17 protein-coding genes are annotated in these 24,396 nt (G+C 49.4%); 11 read left to right on the top strand and 6 right to left on the bottom strand.

Translation table 11 applies throughout. From position 1 onward, the window contains the following. Positions 1-83: 83 nt before the first annotated feature. Entirely contained in the window at positions 84-2,339 is a 2,256-nt protein-coding gene (locus tag ACFSUS_RS14795; RefSeq protein WP_381523834.1) for a gliding motility-associated C-terminal domain-containing protein, read from the bottom strand. A gap of 68 nt (positions 2,340-2,407) precedes the next feature. Here ACFSUS_RS14795 and rlmD point away from each other — a divergent pair, with 68 nt between their 5' ends. Then, on the top strand, positions 2,408-3,856 hold the full coding sequence (gene rlmD / locus ACFSUS_RS14790; RefSeq protein WP_381523831.1) for a 23S rRNA (uracil(1939)-C(5))-methyltransferase RlmD: 1,449 nt from the start codon (positions 2,408-2,410) through the stop codon (positions 3,854-3,856). A 128-nt stretch (positions 3,857-3,984) separates the two neighbouring features. On the opposite strand, the gene ACFSUS_RS14785 is transcribed toward rlmD, so the two are convergent. Then, positions 3,985-4,974, bottom strand: a complete 990-nt coding sequence (locus ACFSUS_RS14785; protein ID WP_381523829.1) for a helix-hairpin-helix domain-containing protein — start codon at positions 4,972-4,974, stop codon at positions 3,985-3,987. 180 nt (positions 4,975-5,154) lie between these two features. Here ACFSUS_RS14785 and ACFSUS_RS14780 point away from each other — a divergent pair, with 180 nt between their 5' ends. After that, the gene (locus ACFSUS_RS14780; RefSeq protein WP_381523828.1) at positions 5,155-6,666 is read left to right on the top strand and encodes a glycine--tRNA ligase; all 1,512 of its coding nucleotides are present in this window, start codon (positions 5,155-5,157) and stop codon (positions 6,664-6,666) included. Between the two features lie 108 nt (positions 6,667-6,774). On the opposite strand, the gene ACFSUS_RS14775 is transcribed toward ACFSUS_RS14780, so the two are convergent. Together ACFSUS_RS14775 and ACFSUS_RS14770 are read right to left on the bottom strand one after the other, a co-directional pair. Continuing rightward, a complete protein-coding gene (locus tag ACFSUS_RS14775) occupies positions 6,775-7,176 on the bottom strand; it encodes a LytR/AlgR family response regulator transcription factor (protein ID WP_381523826.1) in 402 nt (133 codons plus the stop codon). Positions 7,177-7,422: 246 nt separating this feature from the next. Next, positions 7,423-11,412 (bottom strand): hybrid sensor histidine kinase/response regulator transcription factor, encoded by a 3,990-nt coding sequence (locus tag ACFSUS_RS14770; RefSeq protein ID WP_381523824.1) that lies wholly within the window; start codon positions 11,410-11,412, stop codon positions 7,423-7,425. Between the two features lie 158 nt (positions 11,413-11,570). Between ACFSUS_RS14770 and ACFSUS_RS14765 the strand changes: the two genes are divergently transcribed. The 6 genes from ACFSUS_RS14765 to ACFSUS_RS14740 all read left to right on the top strand — a co-directional run bounded on the left by ACFSUS_RS14765 (position 11,571) and on the right by ACFSUS_RS14740 (position 17,187). Continuing rightward, positions 11,571-12,023, top strand: coding sequence for an SRPBCC family protein (locus tag ACFSUS_RS14765; protein WP_381523823.1), 453 nt, complete (start codon positions 11,571-11,573; stop codon positions 12,021-12,023). 298 nt (positions 12,024-12,321) lie between these two features. Continuing rightward, a complete protein-coding gene (locus tag ACFSUS_RS14760) occupies positions 12,322-13,566 on the top strand; it encodes a dicarboxylate/amino acid:cation symporter (protein ID WP_381523821.1) in 1,245 nt (414 codons plus the stop codon). A gap of 103 nt (positions 13,567-13,669) precedes the next feature. After that, positions 13,670-14,107 carry a chromate transporter gene (locus ACFSUS_RS14755; RefSeq protein WP_381523819.1) on the top strand — a complete coding sequence of 146 codons (438 nt, stop codon included), beginning with the start codon at positions 13,670-13,672 and terminating at the stop codon, positions 14,105-14,107. Between the two features lie 144 nt (positions 14,108-14,251). After that, on the top strand, positions 14,252-14,689 hold the full coding sequence (locus tag ACFSUS_RS14750; RefSeq protein ID WP_381523818.1) for a chromate transporter: 438 nt from the start codon (positions 14,252-14,254) through the stop codon (positions 14,687-14,689). 179 nt (positions 14,690-14,868) lie between these two features. Then, the gene (locus tag ACFSUS_RS14745) at positions 14,869-15,783 is read left to right on the top strand and encodes an ABC transporter ATP-binding protein (RefSeq protein ID WP_381523816.1); all 915 of its coding nucleotides are present in this window, start codon (positions 14,869-14,871) and stop codon (positions 15,781-15,783) included. Positions 15,784-15,864: 81 nt separating this feature from the next. Next, entirely contained in the window at positions 15,865-17,187 is a 1,323-nt protein-coding gene (locus tag ACFSUS_RS14740) for an ABC transporter permease (RefSeq protein ID WP_381523815.1), read from the top strand. Between the two features lie 79 nt (positions 17,188-17,266). On the opposite strand, the gene ACFSUS_RS14735 is transcribed toward ACFSUS_RS14740, so the two are convergent. Beyond that, a complete protein-coding gene (locus ACFSUS_RS14735) occupies positions 17,267-18,004 on the bottom strand; it encodes an NUDIX hydrolase (RefSeq protein ID WP_381523814.1) in 738 nt (245 codons plus the stop codon). A 158-nt stretch (positions 18,005-18,162) separates the two neighbouring features. Here ACFSUS_RS14735 and ACFSUS_RS14730 point away from each other — a divergent pair, with 158 nt between their 5' ends. Next, complete coding sequence (locus tag ACFSUS_RS14730; RefSeq protein ID WP_381523812.1) at positions 18,163-19,791, top strand: carboxylesterase/lipase family protein; 1,629 nt, start codon at positions 18,163-18,165, stop codon at positions 19,789-19,791. Positions 19,792-19,923: 132 nt separating this feature from the next. Here ACFSUS_RS14730 and ACFSUS_RS14725 read toward each other — a convergent pair whose 3' ends face one another. Then, positions 19,924-22,830, bottom strand: a complete 2,907-nt coding sequence (locus ACFSUS_RS14725) for a hypothetical protein (RefSeq protein ID WP_381523810.1) — start codon at positions 22,828-22,830, stop codon at positions 19,924-19,926. Positions 22,831-22,925: 95 nt separating this feature from the next. On the opposite strand from ACFSUS_RS14725, the gene ACFSUS_RS14720 reads away from it, so the two are divergent. Both ACFSUS_RS14720 and arsS read left to right on the top strand, forming a co-directional pair. After that, entirely contained in the window at positions 22,926-23,258 is a 333-nt protein-coding gene (locus ACFSUS_RS14720) for an arsenosugar biosynthesis-associated peroxidase-like protein (protein WP_381523808.1), read from the top strand. 90 nt (positions 23,259-23,348) lie between these two features. Further along, on the top strand, positions 23,349-24,395 hold the full coding sequence (gene arsS / locus ACFSUS_RS14715; protein ID WP_381523806.1) for an arsenosugar biosynthesis radical SAM (seleno)protein ArsS: 1,047 nt from the start codon (positions 23,349-23,351) through the stop codon (positions 24,393-24,395). The last annotated feature ends 1 nt before the right edge of the window (position 24,396 follow it).

Here is a 24,396-nt window from a genome sequence, read left to right as displayed (position 1 = left end):
GCAGTCACTTAATTAAGGGGCGCGGTAGGCCAAACCAGGACAGGCTTCAACATACTGCACTTACTTCACCTACTGACCCGTCATCACCGGATTAACGTCAACGGTCCTTTAAAAGTCCGTTTGGAGGTTATGAGCAGATAGTAATACGTGCCAACAGGGGCGTCGGTGCCGTACCAGCGGAATTTAGGATCAACGGACCTGAAAACTCGCTGCCCCCAGCGGTTAGTGATTTCTACTGACAGAAATTGCTCATCGCAGGAATTTTCGGGTACGTTTTTGGCGGCAAAGTAGTCATTGATGCCGTCGCCATTCGGCGTAAATACGTTTGGTATGGAAATCTCCGCATTGGCGGTTAAGTTTTTGACCCGGAACGTAACGGTTGTGGTATCGGTATGATTCGGTTGGCAAGAACGATCGTCTACCACGAAATCGACTATGAAAGTAGCTTCAGTTTTCCCGGCCATTAGTGCACAACTGGGTCGCCAATCGAACGGAGACTGGAGCGTGGGGAGCCCAAATTTATTGGTAAATGTCATACCCACTTCTTTCACATCGAAGCCACGGCCGATGCCCGTAAGGCGGAGGGTGTCCCGGTCGGCATCATCCCCGAGCACGTCGAAGGTCACTCGCCCGGCTGAGTCACTGGCGTTGACAACCAGATCGACGACAGTTTGCGGGAGTGTTGTTCGAATAGTTGGCGGCTGGCTGGGCAGCCCCACGGCCGACAGCTTGACTGTTACGGTGTCGCGGAGGTTCCGGTTACAACGCGTATCGGTCACAATAAAGTCGACCAGATAGTCCGATTGAGTAGCCTGTGTACACGTTGGTTTCCATACGAAGGGCTGAGATACTTTGCCGACGCCGGAGGCTGATCCAAAGCTCATACCTGCCTGGGCCAGGGTAAAACCTCGCCCTACGGCCTGAATGGTTACGTTATCATTATCCTTATCGGTGCCAAACGCATTGAAGGTTAATGAGGAGCCAACTGTAACTCGACTTTGATTGTTGGCTAAATCAGTACCGGCCAACGGCTTGTTATTAGGCGACGGGATTATATTCAGGCGGACGTTGATGGTATCACTAAGACCCTGTGGACAGCCCTCATCGGTGGCTCGGATCAGTAAGGTGACCGGCGTACCGTTGCCACCCACGCACCGTCCGAAGCAAAATTTAGCTTGCAGCGTATCCCGACTGGTTCGGGTAAGAAACTCGCCGGGCGTAAGCGTCAGGCCAGGCAGCGAACCACTCATATTAATAATCTGAATCCGTTGGTTCGGATTAGGGTCGGTTAAGTACAGGTTCAGGCAGTTAGTATCTTGTTCCGCAATAGTCAGTACGTTACCTTCGGTATAGAATGCTGCTTGTCCTTCGGGCCGAAACAGAAGCTTAGGCGGGTCGTTCTTTTGGCAGTCAATCACTAATAATTGATAATCGCGCCGAACACGGCCAATGGCTCGCCCGTTTCGATACTCGACCACTTCTACCGAAAATACGAACAAACCCGTTCGGTTTGGCGTAACGTTGAGTAAACCTGAACGGGCGTTTACACCGAGTGGCACAGTACCCGGGATTTGGTTGGTAGGCGAAATGCCGGCAGCCCACCGAACGAGTGGGTAAGGTCCGGCCGAGAAAAACGGTTGCGCATTGCCGTTGAGGGCTCCCGGATTTGGGTCGAACGTAGTGCTGAACCCATTATAAGGTGTCACCAGCGAGTAAGCAAGGCTGTCACCATCGGCGTCTTTAGCGCTAAAATCAAGCGAAAATGGTTGGCCAATACACGCATAGTCTCCTTTCGGGATGGTAAATACGGGCGATGAATTGTAGACCCGAGCGGTTCCGTTTGTTATCGCCGGAAACTCCAGATAAAACGAAGAACCCGCTCCTCCGGGGTTCTCAATGTTAACGATGGTGCGATTGCGGCAGCAGCGCTCCCACGACATGTAATAGCCACTGGGGTCATTAAATACGTTCGGATCAAGGTTAAGGTCAACACTATGGCGAATAAGGCGGGTACTTAAACTGGCCGATGCGCAGGCAGGTCTGCTGTAAGGGACAAACTCACTACTGATACGGTTAAGCGGCACATACCCAATAAACTGATTATTGCGTTTGGCAAAAATACCGACTGTTACCCGGCCATCGTCGGCACCCGGGTCGCCGTTAACATTATCGAAGTATAGGTTAAGGTTAATACGGTGCGTGAAAGGGCCTTGTGCGCCTAGGTAACGTAGCTCAAGTTCGCCCCCTACTATATGTGTTGCCCAGGCAAAGTGGCTGATAACCAGTAAAAAGCTAGTTAAGATTGTCGTTAACCAGGAAATACGGTAGACGTTTGACATAGACAGATAAGGTTCACTAGTAAGGTCGTCCGAAAACGGCTGCTTAAATTAGCAGTTTTTTAGGACTTATGCGTAGGAAGATCCATAAAACACCCGAACGGTTGCAGGGCGTACGTGTTGATGCTGTTGCGGCCGAAGGGAAGTGTATTGTGCGCACCGAAGAGGGCGTAATTTTTGTAGAAAACCCTAATGGCGGCCCTGGTGTAGCCCCCGGCGATATTGTTGACTTGCGCATTACGAACCGTAAGAAACAATACCGGGAGGCCGTTGCTGAACACGTTCATGAACGATCGGCGGTTCGCGCTGAGCCATTCTGCGAACATTTTGGAACCTGTGGCGGCTGCAAATGGCAGCATATTCAATATGACGAGCAGCTGCGATTTAAACATCAGCAGGTGGTTGACCACCTGACCCGTATTGGCAAGGTCGCCCTGCCGGACATTCGGCCGATTCTGCCCGCTCATCCAACCACCTATTATCGGAATAAACTTGAGTTTACCTGTGCGGAAGGCCGTTGGCTGACGCAGGCTGAAGTCGGTACCGATGAGCCCATGGACCCGCGGGCGGTAGGCTTTCACGTGCCGGGACGGTTCGACAAAGTGTTGCCAATTCGGCATTGTTACCTCCAGCCCGATCCGTCTAACGCTATTCGGCTGGCCGTGGCGGACTACGCTTTTCGGCGCAACCTCAGCATGTATAACCTGAAAGTGCATACCGGATTTCTTCGTACGTTGATCATCCGTACTGCTGATACTACGCAGCAGGTGATGGTAACGTTGCAGGTAGCGCAGGAGGAGCCTGAACTGTTAACGGACTTGCTGATCTATTTGCGCGATACATTTCCGCAGATAACCTCGCTCAATTACATCCTGAACACTAAGAAAAATGATACGTATCAGGATCAGGAAGTTATTAATTGGGCCGGCAAACCCTACATTGAAGAGCAAATGGACGATGGCAGCGGCCGGCCGTTGATTTTCCGCGTAGGCCCTAAGTCGTTTTATCAGACAAATGCGCAACAGGCATTTAATCTCTACAAGGTGGCTCGCGATTGGGCGGGTTTGACCGGCAACGAACGAGTCTATGATCTCTACACCGGTACCGGCACGATCGCGCTGTTTGTAGCTCGTCGGGCAAAAGAGGTCATCGGTGTCGAGTACGTAGAAGCTTCAGTGGCTGATGCTCGGGTGAACGCCGACGTGAATAGGATTACCAACACCAGCTTCCACGCTGGAGACATGCGTGATATTTTAACCGATAGCTTTTTTGATCAGCACGGTCGCCCGGATGTAGTGATTACCGACCCTCCTCGGGCGGGCATGGACGAAGCTGTAACCAGACAACTGCTCAACGCCGGGCCGCAACGGATTGTGTATGTCAGTTGTAATACGGCTACTCAGGCGCGCGACCTGGGTATACTCGACGAAGGCTATGCCGTAACCGATGTGCAACCCGTTGATATGTTTCCCCATACGCACCATGTCGAGAATGTGGTGTTACTTAGCAGGAAAGTATAGGGTCATTAGTTGTCAGTAATTGCCATGAAACGCTCATTATGAGTCAGTTATTCAGAAGTATACCTAACGGCAGCCAATAACAAGTAGAGACAATTACTGACAACTAACGACCATTAATGACCACTGATTCAGAACTCCAGATAGGGCGCGATCTTCTCAATGGTCTTCGCGTCCAGAATTCGGATAGGCTTTAATGATTCTGCCGACGTGTAAGCACCGTGTTGCTCACGATAACTGACGATGATCTGTGCCTGCCGCCGTGACAAAAAAGGATGGCGGTCCAGCTCTTCGGTACTGGCCGTATTGATGGGAATCTTCCGGGCGGCCGAGTGAATCTTTCCAAATTTTTGTAACTCTTCCAGCGCCAGCGAATCCAATCCGTACACCTCCCGGAACTGCTCCGTCGAAATAAAGCCGCCAAGCGCATCGCGGTACTTGACAATTCGTCCAGCCAACGTAGCACCGATGCCTTTTAACGCTATCAACTGCGACGTATCAGCCGTGTTAATATCGAACGGTTGAAGCGCTGGTTTTGCCGGGCGCTCGGCAAAAGCCGGTCGTTCGGTAGCTGTCTTGGGTTCGTTGGCATACGAGTCGCTTTTGTCGTATTTCGCATTGGCAAACCGAGTCGAATTCGCCGGTTCTTTGAGGGCGATATATGGTTCCAACTGCTCGTATAGCTCAGGTGGGAAGTCATAGATACGTAATAAGTCTTCTTTCTGGCGGAACTGCCCACCTTTGCTGCGGTACTTGTCTATTCGTTCAGCTAGCCACTTGGGTAGTCCGAGTTGCTGCCAGCCGGCTACGCTGACCGTGTTGGGGTCGAAGTTGAAGAGCTTAGGTTCGCTGAAGTGCTCAGCGGTGGTTGTTTCTTTATTGGAGCGATTCCCAAACTTGGGTTGCTTCGCTTCTTCGGTGCGCATCAACGCGACCAGGCTATCGAGCTTACGCTGGTCGGCTGCCGACGTATCAGCGGGTTGCGAACTGTTAATAAAACGATAGAGAAAGGGGAGGAGCAGAAAAAGCAGCGTCAGGAAAATGAGGACGACAAGCCCACGGCTTTCCTTGTGAGAAACGCCGAAATAGTCGCGCACGAGCGACTGAAAACGATTGAACATGACGGTGGGGTACGATTCAGTTACGGAAAAGATGCAAGCTAAACCGTAAAATTTTCATAATCAATTTCTAATTTACTCACGGCGTGCGACAGCCTGTAGCCTTATACCATCTGATATGAAGTTAGCCATTTTCGGGGATTTTCGGCGTAAACCCTATCTTTGCGGCATCAGTAGCTGATTATGACAGAGCAGAAAACTACCCCGGCAGCATCCTTACAAGACATTATCGCCCACGCCAAAGAATATGGCTTCGTATTTCCATCGTCTGAAATCTACGATGGCCTGCAAGCTGTGTATGACTATGGCCAGAATGGCGTCGAACTTAAGAATAACCTGAAAACACTGTGGTGGAAGGCCATGACGCAACTCAACGACAATGTCGTCGGCATTGATGCGTCGATCTTCATGCACCCACTCACCTGGAAGGCCTCGGGCCACGTCGACTCGTTCAACGATCCGATGATCGACAACCGCGATTCCAAGAAACGCTACCGTGCCGATCAGCTCCTCGAACTGAAAGCTGAAGAGTACGCCAACGCCGGTGACGAGGCCCGGAGTAGTGCGCTCCTGCAGGAAATGGGACGTTTGCTGGGTGATAATGACCTTGAGGGTGTTCGAAACCTGATCATTGCCGAGGGCATCAAAGATCCGGTATCCGGAACCGACAACTGGACCGAGGTTCGGCAGTTCAATCTGATGTTTTCAACGCAGGTTGGGTCGCTAGCTGAGGATGCCAGCCTGATTTATCTGCGGCCTGAAACGGCACAGGGAATTTTTGTGAACTTTTTGAATGTGCAGAAAACCGGCCGCATGAAGGTACCTTTCGGTATTGCTCAAATCGGGAAGGCGTTCCGCAATGAGATCGTGGCCCGTCAGTTTACGTTCCGGATGCGCGAGTTCGAGCAGATGGAAATGCAGTTCTTCGTGCGCCCTGGTACCGAGATGGACTGGTACGAACGCTGGCGTGACACCCGGATGAAGTTTCACCAGGCCGTTGGCTTGCCCGCCGAAAAACTCAAGTTCCACATTCACGAGAAACTGGCACATTACGCGAACGCAGCGGTTGACATTGAGTACCAGTTTCCGTTTGGTTTCCGCGAGATGGAAGGAATACACTCCCGAACCGACTTTGACCTGAAGTCGCACCAGGAGCTGAGCCGTAAGAAACAACAGTATTTCGACAACGATGTTGATCCGGCAACGGGTAAACCCTACGGCAACTATATTCCTTACGTAGTAGAAACTTCCGTTGGCGCCGACCGTCTGTTCCTGGCTGTTTTCTGCAATGCGTTCACGAAAGAAACGGTGCGGTCCGGCGTTCCGGGCGAGGGCGAGGATCAGAAAGAACGGACATACTTAAAGTTACATCCGGCGCTGGCACCGATCAAGGCGGCCGTGTTCCCGTTGGTGCGCAAAGATGGGTTACCCGAAAAAGCAGAGCAGATTGTGAAAAACCTGCGCTCCGAGTTCCGGGTGGTATATGAAGAACGTGATGCAATCGGTAAGCGTTATACACGCCAGGATCTGATTGGTACGCCGTTCTGTATTGCCGTCGATTACCAAACGTTGGAAGACGATACGGTCACAATTCGCTACCGCGATACGACCGAGCAAATTCGCGTACCGATTAGTGAGTTGAAATCGCGCATCGGCAACGAGGTGTCAATGGAGCGCGTACTGGAGAAGATGTAAGCCTGTTTCTGACCAACACATGCTTACGGGAGCAAACAACGAAGCCCCCGGCCAATCTGGCCGGGGGCTTTTTTATGATGACATTGAATAGAAGCGGTAGCCGCTGTATTAGTTCATTAAATGTGGCATGTTGTTAGCCAGTTGCCGCCGTACAGTACTCCAGCGCCGACGCGAAACCGGTAGGACTTCACCCGTTGATAGATGAACCAGACCACCCGTGTCCGTACGCTCTAGCCGGTCAACGTAACGACGATTGACGACACAGTTTCGGTGGAGCCGGATAAATAGTTCGGTTGGTAGTTTGGGTGAGTAATATTTTAGGGTGCGAGGCATGAGCATGCGTCGACCGTCCACCCAATTCAACCAGCTATAATTGGCCACTGCTTGTAAATATACCAGGTCACCTACCGAAAAAGATTGACGACCAGTTTCACGTAAATACAGTTTGAGAGGAGGCCATTCAGTGGGCGATGTGCGAGCCGATGCGGATGCAGAAGAAAAGTACGTCACGAGCTTTAGGAGTTTGAGATTGTTCTAAGTCGATCAAACTAATATGTTTATGATACAATACTAGGATGAATGCTCGCCAGCTCCTTGCTCATTCGTAACAAGTAGCTATAAAATTTGTAACATGAGGGATAAATTGTGTAGTTGTTCGTGTAACGGGCTCATTAACAGCCATTCGTATACACCTTTTTACCTGCCAGAGTTATACAGTTACTTCTAATTTGAAGTAATCTGATAAAAATAAGCAGACTAAAGGACTTCTTGCCGGTTCTTTTCAACGTACTCTGAAGGGGTCAGATGATAGTGTTCTTTGAACACTTTAGAGAAGTAAGCAGGTGTATCAAAGCCAACGAGGTCAGCAACCTCAGAAACCGAAGCGCCAGTTAGCAGCAGTTCTGCCGCTCGGTTAAGCCGAACGACCCGGATCAGTTCGTTGGGGGTCATGCCCGTCATAGCTTTGATCTTTCGGTTAAGGTGCATCCGACTCATGCCAATGACTGTGGCCAATGGTTCAACGCCAAACGTTGAATCATCCAGACGAGCTTCTAAAACGGCATACACCCGATTCATGAAATCATCTTCTGGCGCTTGACTCGTGGCTGGCAGGTGCCCTTCCCGAATTAACTGAACGCGGTAATGCTGGCGCATTCGTTGTTGCTGCTCCAGGCGGTTGCGGACGCGCCCACGTAATTCGTCTACCTGAAATGGTTTAGACAAGTAATCATCCGCGCCTGCAGTTAAGCCTTCAATGCGGCTTTCTATAGCAGCCTTAGCGGTGAGCAATAAAATAGGAATATGACTCGTCACGGGATTGCCCTTTAGTTGACGACACAACTCATAGCCGTTCATTTCGGGCATCAATACATCACTAATGATCAGGTCTGGTCCATTGGCAATGGCAGCGTCTAACCCTGCCTGTCCATTGTTGACCCGATGAACCCGCCATTCAGTAGTCAGAATAGACATGATGTATTCGGCAATGTCGTCGTTATCTTCCACTAGCAATAGCCGGGGGGCATTTACGTCGGCGGCTGAGTTGAGGTTATCTGCTGTGTCGGTAAACGGAGTGCTATTCGAATTGGCAGATACGGTTGAAGCCAGGGCTGGACGACACGGGAGTTCAATAACAAACGTAGTCCCCTCGTCAGGCTGACTGGTTACTGAAGCCGTGCCATGCATTATCTCAACTAACTCCTTTACCAGCGCTAAGCCAATACCTGAGCCATTTACAGAACCTTCGGCTAGTGGGTCGACCTGATAAAATCGGTTGAAAATATGCGGTAATTTTTGACTATCAATACCGGTGCCCGTGTCTTGAACGACTAGTCGGATACGTTCAGTGACGCCTAAGCTGATAATGCCTGGGTTGATCAGCTCGTGGCCTAATGAAGTCGTTACGGTCACAGAACCGTTTTCCTTCGTAAACTTTAGGGCATTGTATAACAAGTTGTTAAGTATCTTTTCGAGCTTGTCCGTATCAAACCAATAAAAGGGCTGGCTCAGTTGGTTGTTTATGAGCAATTGAATATGCTTCCGTTGTGCTTCTTCCTTAAACTCCTGAACGGTTCGATCGACAAATTCTGGGAGATCACCTGGGGTAGGAGTAACTTTCAAACTACCCGCGTCAAGCTTGGCTAAATCGAGCAACTCGTTGATTAAACGCAAGAGCCGGTTTGCATTTCGATAAATGAGTGTCAACCGGTTGTGCTGCTGCAAATCGGCTTTATTATCGTTTAAAAGTTGTTCTAACGGTGTTAGAATTAAGGTTAATGGCGTTCGGAACTCATGGGTTATGTTTGCAAAGAATCGCGTTTTAACTTCATCCAGATGTTTCAGTTGTATGGTTTCCTGTTCACGCAGTTCCATCCGGCTTTTCAAACGGATTCGGTGAATGCGGACCCGCAAGAACAGGGCAATGGCTCCGAGCAAGAGTAGTAGGTAAAGTAGATACGCCCACCAGGTTGACCAAACAGGTGGTCTGATAACAACGCGTATCTGGCGCGTATGCGGACTCCAGATGCCCGAAGTGTTTGAGGCATTGACAACAAACGTATAGGTGGCCGGGGGGAGCTTCGTATAGGTAGCCGTGGCCTGACTACCACTGTATACCCAGTCGTTGTCAAGACCTATTAGCTTGTAGCGGTACTGGTTTTTGCCGCTCTGATTAAATTGAAGGGCAGCAAAGTCAAAGGATAAGAAGTTCTGGTGATAATCAAGCTCAATCTCGGCGGTTTCGTTGATATCCCGTTGAATAGGTGAGTCAACCGTATTAGCCTGTACGGGTTGGTTGTTAATCCGTAGGGATGTCAGTGCAACCACCGGTTTAAACGAGTCCTCACTAATCCGGCTAGGGTCAAAAACGGTATAGCCGCCGATGCCGCCGAACACCAGCCGTCCATCGGGTAATACAATGTCATGAAACCGGTTAAACTCTTCACTTGGTAAGCCGTCGTCAGTAGTATAATTCCTGACTTCGTAGGTCCGGCTATCGAAACGGCATAAACCTCGGTTGGTACTTAACCAAAGGTGGCCGTGCCCATCGGGCAAAATAGTATAAATAACGTTATTCGGGAGACCCTGAGCGGTTGTAAACTGCTTTATTTGGCCAGTCATCTTGTCGAGCTGACATAAACCACTCCCGAAGGTGCCAATCCAGAGATGGTTATACTGGGTTGGGTCTTGGGCCAGACATAACAGCGCATCGTTAGGCAGGGCTCGGGAGTCGGTCCCACCGGCGCGCCACCGGATTAAACGCCTGGTAGAAAGGTCGGCCCTGAGCAAACCGTGGTGCTTTGTAGCCATGTAGATACGGCCACCATCAACGGTCATCGCCTGAATTTCATAGGGGTGATTAGGGGGCAATGGTAAAGGAAAGGCTGTGAACGTTTCCAGTTCGGGATTATGACGAACTACAGCCTGACCATTTGGCCCCAGCAAGCCCCACAGTTCACCCTGAGAACCTGTAGCCAAAACTGGCAGCCTGAATAGACCATTAGGCAACCATCGGGGTTCTATGCCAGCTGGTTTTACAGCCGTGAACGATCTGTTAATCTCATCATAACGATAAGGCACTGTTTCTGGGCTACTAAGCCACAATGCTTTACGTCGGTCAAACTGGGAGCGAATGTAGAAAGAAGACTGCTGCCGGATGGCGGCTGGAATTACGCTTAAGGGAACGCCTAATTGTTGATTGAGCCAGTCAGTATGGAAGTTGCTGACGTAAGGCCAGGCACGAAAAGGTCGGGGATTAAGGTCATATTTTATGACGCCGTCGCCATCAAGACCGATCCAAAGAACATTAGAACGGTCAGCCATCATCGACAACGCCGGGAACCGGGCTAGCTTTGGGTCAGGGGGTAACGGGACCAAACCAGTCTTATTGGTGTATCGATTTTGGTCGATATAGTCTGTTCCGCGGTAGTCTTTAGCAAACAATGGCGTTTTGGTGGGATTGCCGGGCAGCGAAATAACTTGACGAACGAGGCCATTTTGGGGGTCGAATAAGGCAAAACGACCAGGGAAACCAAGCATTAACTCACCATTAGCCCGTTCATGAAGGTTACCTACATCGTTCTGTGGTAATCCTTGAGCTATGCTGAAGCCTGTAAATTGTTCAGTCTCTGGGTGATAATGATAGAGGCCATCCCGGGCCGCTAGCCAGGGGCGACCTTTTTTGTCAAGTAACAAAGCCCGGATGAACCGCTGGACGGTATCTTTTTTAATAGCCCAGTGCCGGTGTGAGATTGTACCATCAGCGTTGAGTCGAAAAAATCCGTTAGTTTGGGTGGCTACCCAAATGTTCCCCTGCCGATCAGGATGGATGCCGATTAGTTGATGACGACCCATTGCCTGGCGAAAATGGGGAGAGTCAGAAACACGTTTGCACTGTTCGGTAACCGGGTCAAAATAATCGATATTGTTGTCTTCGGTACTGACCCATAGTTTGCCGGCAACGTCTTCTTTAATGTTTAGAATGCTGCTGAAAGAAAGGGACTTAGGCTGTCGGGCGTCGTGCGTGTAGATGCGGAAGCGGACGCCATCGTAGCGGCATAAACCATCGCGCGTAGCGAGCCAGATGAAACCACGCCGGTCCTGAATGAGGGATTTAATAAAACCCTGAGGAAGGCCATCACGTACCGTAATATATTCGGGGGTTGGTACATTAGCAGCTAGCGGAACTGAACAGCTAAGCAAGCTCATGAAAAACACCCGTACTGACCACCTCTCAAACCGATTCATAAGCCGACTAGATTATGCCCGAATCGGCTCGTATGAAGCCGAAAACAGATGGTCAAATTCGACTTTATTGCTGTACTTATCAATTTTACGGTATTATTTTTTATTAAACGGTAGGTTTTTTTCTTGGAGCCTGCTCTTTAACAGATGGTTAGTACTTTATGAATCTTATCCTTAAAACCCGGGTTGGGCAGGGGCTGCCTACAGTTTGGGCCGGTTTTGACCGAGCCTTGTTCGATCAGCTTAGCCCACCGTTTCCGCCCGTTAAGGTGGTTCGTTTTGATGGGTGCCTGCCAGGAGATGTAGTGCATTTACGGCTCAATTTCTTGCTTTTTCGCCAGGATTGGATTAGCCTGATAACGGACCAGCAAACCACGGAAAACGAAATATACTTTGTCGATAAAGGCACCCGATTGCCTTTCTTCTTATCTTACTGGCAACATCATCATCGTTTACTGCGTGATCCTTCCGACAAACAACAAACAATTGTTGTTGATGATATTACGTTCCGAACGCCTTTTATCCTGACAGATTACCTTATCTATCCGCTTATGTGGTTGCAATTTGCTTATCGCAAGCCTATTTATCGCCGAGTGTTTAAACGCGAACGCTAAGCTATAAACGATACGTTGATAGTACGTAAAAAGTATACATTGACGAATTGTGTAGCGATAGACCGCTGATTCTTACGATCTGTAAGATTTCTGATGATTTAATTCAATAAACCGCTTGAGTCTTCCATGCATTCATTCGAATAATCAGTGTAAACCATACTAATCATAAGAATCAGCGGTCTAATATGTGGCACAAATAGCATCATTTACAGGCAACCGCTGACTTGCTTGCCTTGGGCCGCTTTTTGAACTGCCAACATTCCGTTACTTTTGTTGATACGGCTACTTAATCAATTGCATGAAACTACCCAACCTGACAACTCGTATTTTTCTGGGCATGGTGCTCGGCATTGCCATCGGCTATTTCTTTCCAGATACCGGCTCTGGCTTTTCGGGTAGTGACCTGAATATCTTGTCCAAAATCTTTCTCCGGCTCATCAAAATGATTATTGGGCCGCTTGTCTTTGCTACGTTGGTAGTCGGCATTGCCAAGCTGGGTGACTTTGGTACGGTCGGTCGGATCGGCCTGAAAACACTGGCCTACTTCTATTTTGCCACAATTCTGTCGCTGGTCGTTGGCTTACTGGTTGTTAACATCATGAAGCCCGGTGAGGTCATGAGCCTGCCGCTGCCGGCCAAAGGAACTGATACGGGGGTTGAAGTGCAAAAATTGACCTTCGAGAACTTCATTACCCACATTGTACCCACTAGTTTTATTGAAGCGCTGGCCACCAATGAGATCCTCCAGATCGTTGTATTCAGTATCTTCTTTGGTATTGCCGTTGGGGCCGTTGGCGCTCAGGGTAAAATTATGATTAAAGCGCTCGACGCTTTATCGCACATTATGTTTAAGGTTACCAGTTACGTAATGGCGTTTGCACCGTTTGGGGTGTTAGGGGCTATCGCAGCTGTAGTGGCCAAACAGGGACTAGGGATTTTAGCGGGATATGCCTATCTAATCCTGTGCTTCTTCGGGGGCTTACTGTTCTTCGTGTTCGTTGTCTTGGCAGTTATTTGCCTGGTGGTACGTATTCCTTACATTGCCTTGCTGAAGGAAGTCCGCTCGGCCATTATTCTATCATTCAGTACGGCCAGTTCGGAGGCATCGTTTCCGCAGACCATCGAAGCGCTGCGCCGGTTTGGGTGCTCAGAACGGATTATCTCATTTGTGTTGCCTTTAGGATACTCCTTCAATCTCGACGGTTCCATGCTGTACATGACTTTCGCTACGGCGTTCATTGCGCAGGCCTATGGCGTACCGCTCAGCATTGAGCAGCAGATCACGATGATGCTGACGCTGATGATCACTTCCAAGGGCATTGCCGGGGTGCCGCGGGCGTCGCTGGTGGTCATTGCGGGTACCATGTCGCTTTTCAATCTACCAATTGAAGGCTTAGCGTTATTGTTGGGCATTGACCAAGTCCTCGACATGGGGCGTTCTGCGACGAGTGTGGCCGGAAACGCCGTCGCTACCTGTGTGATTTCTAAGTGGGAAGGTGAATTCAGGACTCAGCCAATTGAGAGCGAAGAAGTTACCGCTTAATAAAAGGGATACCTGTAGGCGTTGTTATAGCAGTAAGAACTTGAGAAGGCATAGTTTAATTAGATGTTAAACTTTTTAATCTACACCATATTCTCTTACTGGTATGATGCACACTGCTTTACTGGAACCACAGCTGGCTCCTTATTTTACGTCTAAAGCTCCTTTTCAATTTCCTGCTAGTATCCGTGACGCTTTTGTTCGGTATTGGTCTTTTCTATCATTGATACTGGTATTGTTACTATTACCGCCTAATCTGCTCTTTCCGGAGCTTGGTATAACCCTAATGCCAATATCGTTAGTAGAATCGAACCCTGATAAACTCACAGAAGTGGTGACGATTGCTTTGATAACTATCGGAACGGTGTTGAGCGTTATGGCATTGCCCGGTTTGTTTAATCGAAAGCGGTCGGGCTGGGTGTTTACTTATTACGCTCAGTTGTTAGGCGTGCTCACTAGTGCGCTCTCCATGAGTGTATTGGGAGTTTTGTTAGGGTTAGCCTTTCTAATGCTGCTTTTTCAGGTGCGGGAGTTTTACAGCTAGAATTTGCTTACGATCTTTACTAGGGTAACCGTCCAATAAACCAGTTTGCCGTTTACTCAAAGGTATTGATACAGAAAGTCTGATAAATGGTAAATTTGGTAGCAAACGAATTTTCGTTGCCGTATATATAAACTCCCCTAACTGATGGCACAGTCCGCCGTATTAGAGTCTGAACTGGCTCCTTACTTTACGACCAAAGCACCATTTCAATTTCCGATCGGTTTTCGAGAGGGATTTGTTAAATATTGGCCAATCGTATCGTTGATTCTGCTATTGATTACCCTACCGGCTATTCTGGCTTTCTTGGGTATAGGTGCCGCTTTGGTGCCCGTTTCGTTCTTTGGGGGAGTTGGGGCTGGATTTGGATATACGATCACAATGATCTTGTCTTTGGTAGGGTTGGTGCTTGGAGCATTGGCACTTCCCGGCTTATTTAACCGCAAACGGTCGGGTTGGGTGCTCAGCTATTACGCGCAGCTAATTAGTATTGTAGGTAGCATATTCACGTTCAGCCTCTTGGGTGTTATTTTGGGCTTACTGTTTCTGTTGCTTTTATTCCAGGTTCGGGAATACTACAGTTAACTCACACTAAACATTTCTGTCTAGTAAAGCCACAATCCAGCTGGGTTGTGGCTTTTTAATAACCGTTTGTCTAGCTGAGTAGCAATTCATCCGTAAATTGGTTGGTGTTACGTAACAGAACAACGTAGTTTGAATGAATAAGACATTCCTTTTTCAAACCTGAACTAACTAGTAGATTCATGAGTAACATTTTGGAAACTCATCACATCGTTAAACAATATGCTGAACACCGGGCATTGGATGACGTTAGCCTTGTTGTACCCCAAGGGAGCATCTTCGGGCTGCTCGGCCCGAACGGTGCGGGAAAAACGTCGCTGATTCGTATCATTAATCAAATCACCGCTCCCGATTCGGGTGAGGTCATTCTGGCGGGGGAGCGGCTTCAGCCCGATCACATCAAACGCATTGGGTACTTACCCGAAGAGCGGGGCCTGTACAAGAAGATGAAGGTTGGCGAACAATTGCTATACCTGGCTCAGCTTAAGGGCTTGAGCGAGAAGCAGGCCATGGAAAAGCTGAAAACATGGTTTATTAAGTTCGATATTAAAACATGGTGGCATAAAAATGTTGAGGACCTCTCGAAAGGGATGCAACAAAAAGTACAGTTCGTGGCAACGGTGATGCACGAACCTGATCTGATCATTCTTGATGAGCCGTTCTCTGGCTTCGATCCAATCAACGCCAACCTGATCAAAGACGAAATTCTGGAGCTGCGCGATAGTGGTAAGACCATTATCTTTTCCACGCACCGAATGGAATCCGTCGAAGAGCTTTGTGATCATATTGCGCTTATCAATCGATCTCACAAGGTACTCGACGGGCCAAAACGAGCTATTAAGGAGCAGTTCAAGACCCATACGTATCACGTGGAGTATCAGGGATCGCTGGATACCTTACCTCCTGCTTTTGACGTGCTAAACACGCAGCCGACAGAGGATGGGTTTCTGCGGGCTAACATAAAGATTCCGCCGGATGCCGCTGTTAATGATCTCGTTCGGCACTTGCTCGATCGGGTGGCCGTGCGCTCCTTTGGCGAAAATATTCCCAGCATGAACGACATTTTCATCCAAACCGTCGGCGAAACGAATGACTAAACGATTAAAAAAGCAGAAGGTAATTTATTGACACTTTTCTTCCGCTGGTCGAGTCGTTCGCATTTTTCACTCATTACAACTATGAATACAATTTTCCTCATTATTAAGCGCGAATACCTGGTACGGGTTCGCAAGCGGTCATTTATTATCATGACCATTTTGGGACCGCTGTTGATTTTTGGGTTCTATGCTATCATTGGCTGGGCTGCCGTTAGCTCTATAAATCAAAAGAAAGTAAGTATTGTAGACGAGAGTGGCCGGTTTGCGAATCGTTTCAAGAACGATGACGAAACCGTTTTTTCGTACACAAAACAGCCACTCGCAGAAGCTAAGAAAGCATTCATTAAGCAAGGGTACGATGCGCTGGTTTTCATTCCCAAAAATGTAATTGAACAACCTAAAACTGTTCAAATTTTTGCCGAGAAGGGAGTAAGTTTAGAGGTCCAGAACAACATCGAACGGGCTATCTCGAAAGAGATTGAAACCATCAAATTGGGTCAGGCCGGGATTACGCAGAAAGTCATTGAAGATGCCAAAGTTGATGTTGATGCCCAGACAATCAGCCTGAGCGATGGGGGCGAGAAGAGCAGTAATTCCATTGCGATGTACGTGATTGGCTACTTCTGCGCGCTACTGATTTATATTTCGTTGCTGATTTATGGTACTCAGGTCATGCGGGGCGTAATGGAAGAGAAAACCAACCGTATTGTAGAGGTCATTATTTCATCGGTGAAGCCGTTTCAGCTCATGATTGGTAAGATCGTAGGCGTTGCCTTGGTTGGTTTGACCCAGTTTATGCTGTGGATTTTACTAACCGTAGGACTGTTTTCGATTGGCGGTGCCGTTATGGGAAACAAGATCGAACGGGGCCGGCAGGCGGTGCAGCCGTCGGCTATCAGTGGTACGCAGAGGAATCCGGCACAGGATGCTAAAGTTCAACAGACTATAGTAACCAAAGTAATGGAAGCTATAGAAACCCTGCCTATTCCGCTCATTGTGAGCTGCTTTCTGTTCTATTTCCTGGGAGGCTACCTGCTCTATAGCGCCCTCTTCGGCGCTGTCGGCGCAGCCGTAGACAATGAGACCGAAACTCAGCAGTTTATGTTCCCAATTATGATGCCCATCATTGCCGCCATTGCATTTGCGCAAATTGCCGCCCGTGAACCCGACGGCGCTATGGCGTTCTGGACCTCCATGATTCCGTTTACCTCGCCGGTGGTTATGCTGGTGCGGATTCCGTTTGGCGTACCCAGCTGGCAGTTGGCTTTATCAATGGCGTTGCTGGTGCTGGGCTTTGTGGGAACCATCTGGCTGGCCGCTCGCATTTACCGGGTGGGAATCCTGATGTACGGCAAGAAAGTGTCGTATAAAGAACTCTCGAAGTGGGTGTTTTATAAAGGATAACGTTTAAATTGTTTTTCAGCAAGCCGCCGGATGTACGAACAGGTTCATTCGGCGGCTTTTAGTTTGTAACTGGCGAGGGTTATGGTGTCGGTTCATGGGCAAACCGATACAAATACGGCGCTTTGTGGGCTCCTCCGCTGTATTTTTTCTCAATACGTTCTAAGATCCCCAGGCTGAGCATCTTGCGCTGGAACGCCGAACGGTGGAGTTTTTGATCAAGAATTGTTTCGTAAAGACTTTGGAGGTCGGCCATGGTAAAGGTTTCGGCCAGCAGATTAAGCCCAACTAGCTTATGATCCAGATTGGCGCGTAACGTCTCCAGCGCTTTCTGAACAATCTGCTGATGGTCCTGCATGAGTGGTGGTAGGTTACCTAAATCATACCAGGCACACCGATCTGATAGCCGATCAGGATTAGGTACCGCTTTGGTAAAATCAACCAGGGCGTAATAACCAACCGTCACAAATCGACGCAGCAGCCAGTGATCGTTCGTTGGCGTGATACCGTTAGCTTCCAGGATTTTTTGGAGTGGCTCAGGGTCGTACCGGGCTATATCGCCGAAGGTGTAAAACTGCTCCAGGTAAATATCGTGCAGACCCGTGCGCTCAGTTAAAACGCGTCGGGCCGCATCATTTATATCCTCATTCTTTTTAATGAAACCGCCTGGTAGCGCAAACAGTCCTGTGTTCCGGTACTCCAGAATCAGAATTTTTAGTTGGCTCTCATGAAATCCAAAAATCACAGAATCAATAGCCAGTCCCGGTAGAAAACCGGAGCCCTCGGGCTTTATCTCCGCTGGATTAGCTGTATCCTGCATATCCTAAAATTTTAAGCAAGTAACACAAAAGGGTTGGTAGTCTCAATTTAAACGTATACTATTGTCTCACTTTGCGACAATAGAGTGAGACAGAGTGATAAACTGAAATACTCCTTTCCCATTTTAAAAACAATTGTTCTTCGGTAAACCTGGTTGTTATGAAAACCCTCATCATTTTACTGGCAATGGCTGCATCGGGGCCTGCTCTGGTCAGCGCCCAAAACAACTCAGCGCCACAGGCCAAGACGGCCAACGGCGTACTCGAAGGTGTCGTTGAGCCAAGCGGCATTTACTCCTTCAAAGGCGTTCCGTTTGCTGCGCCACCGGTTGGCGAGTTACGTTGGAAAGAACCGCAACCGGCTAAAAACTGGCAAGGTGTGCGTAAGGCTGATAAGTTTGGGCCTCGTGCCATGCAGCGTAACGTGTTTGGCGATATGAATTTTCGCTCCAATGGTATGAGCGAAGATTGCCTTTACCTGAACGTCTGGACACCGGCTAAATCAGAGAAAGAACGCTTGCCGGTTCTCGTTTACTTCTACGGAGGTGGGTTTATTGCCGGTGACGGGTCGGAGCCGCGTTACGATGGGGAAAGCATGGCCCGGAAAGGCATAGTAGCCATCACGGTAAATTATCGCCTTGGCGTGTTTGGGTTCATGGCGCATCCTGAACTGACCAAAGAATCGCCCCACAAAGCATCGGGTAACTACGGTTACCTCGATCAGAACGCAGCTTTGCGATGGGTTCAACAAAACGTGGCCGCTTTTGGGGGCGACCCAAAGAAGGTTACAATCGCCGGTGAGTCGGCGGGGTCAATTTCGGTGAGTGCACAAATGGCTTCTCCTTTATCGAAAAACTTGATTGCCGGCGCCATCGGCGAAAGTGGGTCGATGCTCGGTACGTTGCCTCCTACTACGTTAGCTGATGCCGAACAACTTGGGGTTAAGTTTGCCGAAATGATGGGAGCAAAGTCGCTGGCTGAGCTACGGGCGATGCCGGGCGAGCAGGTGCTTGAAGCGACGGCTAAAGAAGGGTACGGTCGTTTCCCGTCGGCCGTCGACGGTTATTTCTTCCCTAAAGCTCCTAAAGAAATCTTTGCCGCTGGCGAACAGGCTCATGTTCCCTTGCTAGTCGGCTGGAACTCGGAAGAAATGAACTACCGGGCTATCATGGGTAAGGATAAGCCAACACCGGAGAACTACACCAACGCCGTAAAAAAACTGTATGGCGAACGCGCCGATGAAGTACTGAAACTCTACGCAGGCTCTACGGAGGAAGGTATTGAGCAAGCCGCTACGGACCTGGCTGGTGATCGGTTTATCGGATACAGTACTTGGAAGTGGGCGGATATGCAAACGAAAACGGGTGGTGGAAAGCCGGTGTATCGGTACCTCTATTCGCGCCCAAGACCGGCCATGACGCCCGAAATGGGTAATGCTACCCCTGGTTTGGCCGGTGGAGTGATTAAGGGAGGTGATGCAAACGCCAACAAGATGCCGCAAGCTCGGGGGGCGGTGCACTCAGCTGAAATTGAGTACGCAATGGGTAATCTGGCGGGTAATAAAGTGTATGCCTGGACACCAGAGGATTATAAAGTATCAGAGTTAATGCAGAACTACTTCGCTAACTTCATTAAAACCGGTAACCCGAACGGGGCTGGTTTACCCAAGTGGCCTGCTCTCAAAAGCGCAGACAATGCTCAGTTTATGCAGATTGACGTGAACACCCGTGTGGAAAACGACCAGCACCGCAATCGCTATTTATTCCTGGATCAGGTTTCGACCAAATAGTAACCCGTCTTTTGAAATCGTTTAGTACCCCAAAGCCCACGACTCAGCCATGAGCGTGGGCTTTTTGATCGTGTAGCCCGGACGGCCACGTGCGCCAGCAATCAATCACCCGGACGTGGCCGTACAAGCTATTTAAAATCCAATGTCAATGACCAGCGGCTGGACGAGCCATTCCTGAGTAGTTGTGTTATAGACCGTACGGAAACCTGCTTCGAAGGGCGTTCGTAATCGTAGCGTATTAAAGACGAAGGATACATCCAGACCGGTTGTTCGATACGTGTACTGAGCGCGCGCATTTTCGCCGTTAGCCAAGTCATAAAAGCCAGTTGCTTTAATGCGTTGTACGTACAACCACCGCCCCAACGACCAATGCGTATCGGCAACGGGGAGCCGATACTCCACGCTGCCCACGTTAATCTTGTCGGCGCTAACGTACAACTGCCCACGAGGATAAAATACCAACGCACTAAAGTTGTAGGTTCGCTGGGTTTGTGGCAGCTGTTGTTGGTAACCGCCCCGTAACCGAAGCGAATGGTGTTTTCCCAGGCCAGGGAAATATAAATTTGCCTGAACGCCCCATTGTTCGGCTTCAAGCTGGCCCCCGAAAGGGGTATTTCGGTAATTTATAGCCAGCGTTTGTCCCCAGCGGGGCGCCACATCTCGCTGGCTTTGCCGTAATATACGTGAGTAGCTAAAGCCGTAGAGCATGGTATTTAATGATCCGGCAAAGCCTACTTCATTAGAATAGCGAACGGGCAGTTCATACCCAGTAATGTGCAGATAATTATAATAAGCCGACAGGCTCAGGCTCTGGCTGTATTTTGATTGCGTCAACTGCAGCGGTAACCGGAAGCCTGCCGTTAACTGATTGTATTGCCACCGATCGGAGCGGACGCTGTCATAAGGTAGCCTGCGGTCAATGGGAATAACGGTGTTACGATTGCCACTCTGAAAGCTTACGTCAACAATGGGGTATAGTCCTTGATAGCTTAAATTGGCGAAGAAGTTGCCGACCCGTTCGGATTGATTGTAGGTATAACCAGCGCCAATTTGTGTCGTACTCAAAATATCCTGCGAGCTTAAACCCACTGACAAGGCTTGCCCAGTGCTGCCGACGGTGGGGCCCCAGCTGTACACATTGATGGCATTGGCCAGCCGCCGGAACCGAGTGGGAATGTAAGGCGTAGTAGCCGCCACAGAATCGGCCAGGATACGTCGGCCCAGGGCCGCTCCCGGTTCCAGTCGGGGTAAAGAGCCAAAATACCGCAGTGGCGGGCCTCCACCTACCGAGGTTTGCTGACTAACAACGGGTTTCCAATCGGTTGGATTGAGCGGCATGTCGGCAATCTGGTAACCATTTGCGGTGAAGTCGTCAAAAGCCAGCCGCGTACCCGACGGCGATACAGTAGCGTGATAAGCCGCCAGGGGTCTCGACGTAACCTGAAATACCTGCTTCGATTGCGTATTGACCGCGTAGATATTATCGATGCCGGACCGGGGCGAGTTAAAAAATATGTAATTGCCCCAGGGCTGTGGATGGCTTATATTATCGTTAGCCGGTGTCAGCAAATTGGTCCGGGCATTGCTTTCCGTATCAATCGTCTGAATCGTCTTTTTCCCGCTTTTCAAAGACACGGTTACAATCGTGCGGTTATCCTGCCAGCGTGGGTGCTGATAAAATTCGTTCTCTGGATTGGGTAATGCTTTCAGTACGGTACCATTTCGGGCGTCGAGAACGAGCAGATGAGTCTTATACCGTTCCGTATTTTCTACGACAATAAGTTTGGTATTATCGGGCGATAAGGCAACTGCTGTATAACGGGCACGATGGGTAAGCCGAGTGAGCGTTTGGGTCTTAAGATCAAGACAGCGAATGTTTGAATAAATCCGCTGTCTCCAGCGTGGGTCATACCCGAACTCAATCCAGCACACTTTTGTGGGTGTGGCCGATAGCATGTCTGGATCGTTAATAAAGCCTTGTACAAAAATGGTCTGTTCGGGTTTGTTCTTGCCGAGAATCACCAGCCGGGGTGTGTCGCCGAGGCCACTTTTTACGCATAGTACCGTAGAATCTGTCAGGAACTGAGGATGTTGGTAGCTCGTAAATACGGGGCGTTTCGTTTCTTGCTTCTCTGCCTGTTTTTCAAAAACAGTTACTGGTGTAATCTTCAGCTGTTCCTGTTGTTTCTGCCAGATTTCGGTGATGTCGTCCATCGTTTTCCGATACAAGTCCTCCGTGCGCAACCCCGTTTCGTCTTTGATGCTGGCCGAAAAGGCGAAGGGCCACGGAAACCGACGGTAGTTACGGTTGAGTACACGGCTCCAGGCGTCGGGGCCGTAGGTGCGTTTCAGGTACGTCGTCAGGAAGTACCCCAATACGTAGTGACTGGGGACGTTATCGCGGTAAGACCCCCCCACCGCTTTCGGATAATCGAACCGTTTGCCCGCCAGCAAATTTGCACGCATACCCAGGTCAAAGTTTGGGATTCGGCCGCGACCGCTCGTGCTAAGCAATGTTTCATTACTAACCGCATCACCTTCGGCAAACCAATCCGGAACGGTTAAAAGCGGAAAGAACAAGCCACTATTACCCAGAAATGTGTAAAGGAACCGCCCGTAACCTTGCAACGCCTTTTCATTTTGAACGACATGTCGGTATTCGTGTACAGCCAGCAAATCCAGCCAGTCATACGTGCCCAGCAAACCGGGGTCTTGTGGAGGAATAGCGAAGAATTCCGAACGGCGTGGATAAAGCGTTACAAATCCGTTGCTGTTGGTGGTCTGATTTTGTAGTACTACAGAGATGGGTCGGGGCTTCCGTTCCAGCGATGCGCTGGTAGGCTCATAGAGTTGCTCGAGTCGCTGGGCCGTTCGTTGGGCCGTTGAATCGAAGCCATCAGGATATACTACCCGGAAATGAGGAGTCTTCAGGCGATACCAATGCAGACTCGCGGGGTTTTGATCAAGAATAGGTAATGACTGGGCCGTGGCTGTGAGTGATAATAGCCCAAACAGCCACGCTAGATAGCTTGTTCTCATAAGTAGACACCGCGAATGTACATCAGATGCGAGAATCCTCGCTAAAATCTACTTAAATTGCTTACTCGTATATATACAAAATCAATCGTTTGTTCATGGAAACGTATTATAATCCCGACGACCTGAAAAAATTTGGCAATATCAGCGAGTTTCAGAAAGAACTGGCCGATAAGTTCTTTTCCTATTATGGTGCCGTTTTTGCGGAAGGCGCGTTAACGGCTCGTGAGAAGTCACTTATTGCGCTGGCTGTTGCTCACACCGTTCAGTGCCCCTACTGCATCGACGCGTATACGACCGATACGCTCGAAAAGGGCTGTTCTGAGCAGGAAATGATGGAAGCCGTTCATGTCGCAGCAGCCATTCGGGGCGGATCGTCGCTGGTACATGGTGTACAGATGATGAACAAAGCCAAAGAATTATCCATGTAACTCGAAAAATGAGTGAAAAGGCGAAAGGGTGATTTAAGCCTTTCGCTCTTTCATTCTTTTACTCCGCTTCGGCGGTCCGATTTCGCTCTTATGAAAAGCTTAAAAGCCACTGGTCATCAGCTTGCTAGTTCAGCAACACAAATTGAGCTCTTGGAACAGGAAGTTTCGTCGAAGTTGAAGCTACCCACCTTTCGGGAGAAGATGGCCACAGCTGGCCTTTTGCCACTACGTCCGACTGAACTAGCCATTTTTCAGGTCAACCTCGGCAAAATGTGTAATCAGGTCTGTAAGCACTGCCACGTTGATGCCGGACCAGACCGCAAGGAAATTATGACACGTGAGACCATGCAGCACTGCCTGGCCGCACTGGCAAAAACGAACATTCCTACGGTTGATTTGACGGGTGGAGCGCCCGAAATGAATCCTGACTTCCGGTGGTTTGTCGAAGAGATTCGGCGGTTAGGGCGGCATGTGATGGTTCGCTGTAACCTGACAATCATTGTCGCTAATCCAAAGTACAACGACCTGCCTGAGTTCTACCGTCAACATGAAGTGGAAGTTGTCAGCTCCCTGCCTTTCTATAATGCCGACAAAACCGACCGCCAGCGTGGCAAGGGCGTGTTCGAGGACTCGGTTAAAGCGTTACGTATGCTGAACGCCGTCGGTTACGGTCAGGAAGGCACTACCTTAAAATTAAATCTGGTTTACAACCCCGCCGGGGCGTTTTTGCCAGGAGGGCAGGAAGGACTGAAACGTCAATTCAAGCGGGTGCTGCACGATGAATTCGGTGTCGTGTTCAACGATCTCTATGCCATCACGAATATGCCCGTCAGCCGTTACCTCGATTACCTGATTGCATCGGGCAACTACGACGGTTATATGGAAAAGCTGGTCAACTCGTTTAACCCAGCGGCCGCTGAGGGTGTTATGTGCCGTAATACCATTTCAATAGGCTGGGATGGCCAGCTTTACGACTGCGATTTCAATCAGATGCTTGAGCTGAATGTAGCTAGTTCGGTACAGCATGTTCGGGATTTTGATATTGATCAGCTAAGCCAGCGGTCCATTATTCTTAATGAACACTGCTATGGCTGCACCGCCGGAGCCGGATCGAGCTGCGGGGGCGCAACGGCCTGAG

The sequence above is a fragment of the Spirosoma soli genome, from assembly GCF_042684525.1.
Lineage (GTDB): Bacteria > Bacteroidota > Bacteroidia > Cytophagales > Spirosomataceae > Spirosoma > Spirosoma soli.
Note: the sequence above shows the minus strand (reverse complement) of the source record. Positions and strands in the feature narration are given on the sequence as shown.